The sequence below is a fragment of the Streptomyces boncukensis genome (assembly GCF_011045075.1).
GTDB classification, from domain to species: Bacteria; Actinomycetota; Actinomycetes; order Streptomycetales; family Streptomycetaceae; genus Streptomyces; species Streptomyces boncukensis.
The window spans coordinates 1-1,877 of the sequence record NZ_JAAKZZ010000866.1 but is presented as its reverse complement, the minus strand read 5'-3'; the positions used below and the strand labels follow the sequence as shown (position 1 = coordinate 1,877).

The following is a 1,877-nucleotide window of genomic DNA, read 5'->3' as shown; positions in this document are numbered from 1 at the left end:
GCCGGGGCCGGGGCTCGGCTGAGGGTTCAGCTGATGCTGAGTCCCTTGCCCTGCAGCCAGGGGATGGGGTCGACGGCCGAGCCGCCGCCGGGGCGTACCTCGAAGTGCAGGTGCGGCCCGGTGGAGTTGCCGGAGTTGCCGGAGTAGGCGATCGTGTCACCGGCCTTGACCTCGCCGGAGCGGATCTTGGTGCTGCTGAGGTGGCAGTACCAGGTCTGAGTGCCGTCCTCGGCGGTCACTATGGCCATATTCCCGTACGACATGTCGTACTTGGTGGTGACCACGCCGTCGGTGGCGGCGTGCACGGGCGTGCCGTAGCTGACGGGGAAGTCGATGCCGGTGTGGATGGACATCCAGTTGACGCCCGCCTGACCGTAACGGGCGCTCAGCGTGTGGTTCTTCACCGGGATCACGTACTTGGGCCGCATCGCCTCCTTGCGCGCGGCCTCCTTCGCCTTCCGCTTCCGCTCGGCCACCTGGCGCTGCTTGAGGTCGATGCGCTCCTGGGTGCGGCTGGCGCGGTCGGCGAAGTCGTCGGCGTCGGCGGAGAGTCCGGCGAGCTGGGTGTCCAGCTTGCTGTTCGCCTGTGAGGGCTTGACCTCCTTCTCCGGCGAGCCGGACGCCTGGGGCGGGGGATCGTCGCCCCCGTCGCCGCTGCCGCCCAGCACGGTGGCCGCGGCGGCCCCGGCGACACCCAGTACGGCGACGGACGGCACCGCCACGGTGAGCATCGCACGGCGCCGGGGCTTCGGCTTGGGGGAGCGGCGGCGCCCGCGGGCGGCGGACGGCGGGGCGGCGACCGCCTCCAGCGCCGCGGTGTCCGGGCCCCCGTCGCGCTCGCGGTCGTGCCCGCCGTCGTGTTGTCCGCCGTCGTGCCCGCCGTCGTCGGACTCGTACGCGTCGTACGCGCCGTACGGCTCGTACGGTGCCGCCGGGGACTCGGGGGCGGCGAACATCCCCTCCGCGCCGGGGCCGTGCAGCTGGAACGTGTCGGAGACGCCCCAGCCGGTGGCGGTGTCATACCCGTACTCGTGCTCCCGGCCGTACTGCTGACCTTGGTCGTGGCCGAATTCCTGGCCGTACTCCGGGCCGTACTCCTGTCCGTACTCCGGCCCGTAGTGCGGCGCGGTCTGCGTGAAGTCCCACTGCCCGGTCGCGTCCGGCTGACCGTAGGCGGTGCCCAGGGCGTAGGCGCCGTACGGCTCTTCCGGATAGGGGTACTGGTCCTGTGGCGCGGAGTGCGCGTACGCGGTGTGGCCGTCGTAGGGCTGCTGCTCGTGTCCCGCGTAGCCGTAGTCGGCCGTGGAGTGCTGTCCCGTGTCCCAGGGGGTGGTGTCCCAGCCGGCCGTCTCCCAGCCGCCGGTGCTCCAGCCGCTGGTGTCCCAGGCGGCGGTCTCCTGGATGCCGAAGGTCCACTGGCCCGTTCCGGGGTCGGCCGCGGGCATGCCCTGACCGCCCGGAAGGGCACCGAAGAGGGGGTCGCCGTCACCGTAGACACCGGGTGCCGGTCCGCCGTACACCGACTGTCCGTAGTCCGCCGCATACGCGGTGTACGAGAAGCCGGAACCGGGGTCGTCGGGACTGGGGACTCCCGACGGATGACGGTCGTTCACCACCAACTTCTCTTTCGCCTCGAAGACAGGGGCGGGGCGGAGCAGTGCGGCGCACTGTACCCGGCGGTACGCGACGGCGACAATCTTCCGGGGGTTTTGGTCACGAGGGAAAAGGGCAATCGGCCGTCTTTCGGTGGACTACGGGCGGGTAGTCGCCTCCAGATTCGAATTTCGTTCGAGAAAGAGGGGTGATCTGGCGGGGAGAGGCGGGGAGAGGGGCGTGCGGAGGGCCGCTCCGCGCGGTGGGACGGGGGCGAGTAAGGG

General features: G+C 71.2%; 1 protein-coding gene. It reads right to left on the bottom strand.

Annotated features, from left to right (window positions below):
* Window positions 1-26: 26 nt before the first annotated feature.
* Window positions 27-1,613, bottom strand: a complete 1,587-nt coding sequence (locus G5C65_RS36490; RefSeq protein WP_165303335.1) for a peptidoglycan DD-metalloendopeptidase family protein — start codon at window positions 1,611-1,613, stop codon at window positions 27-29.
* Window positions 1,614-1,877: the final 264 nt, after the last annotated feature.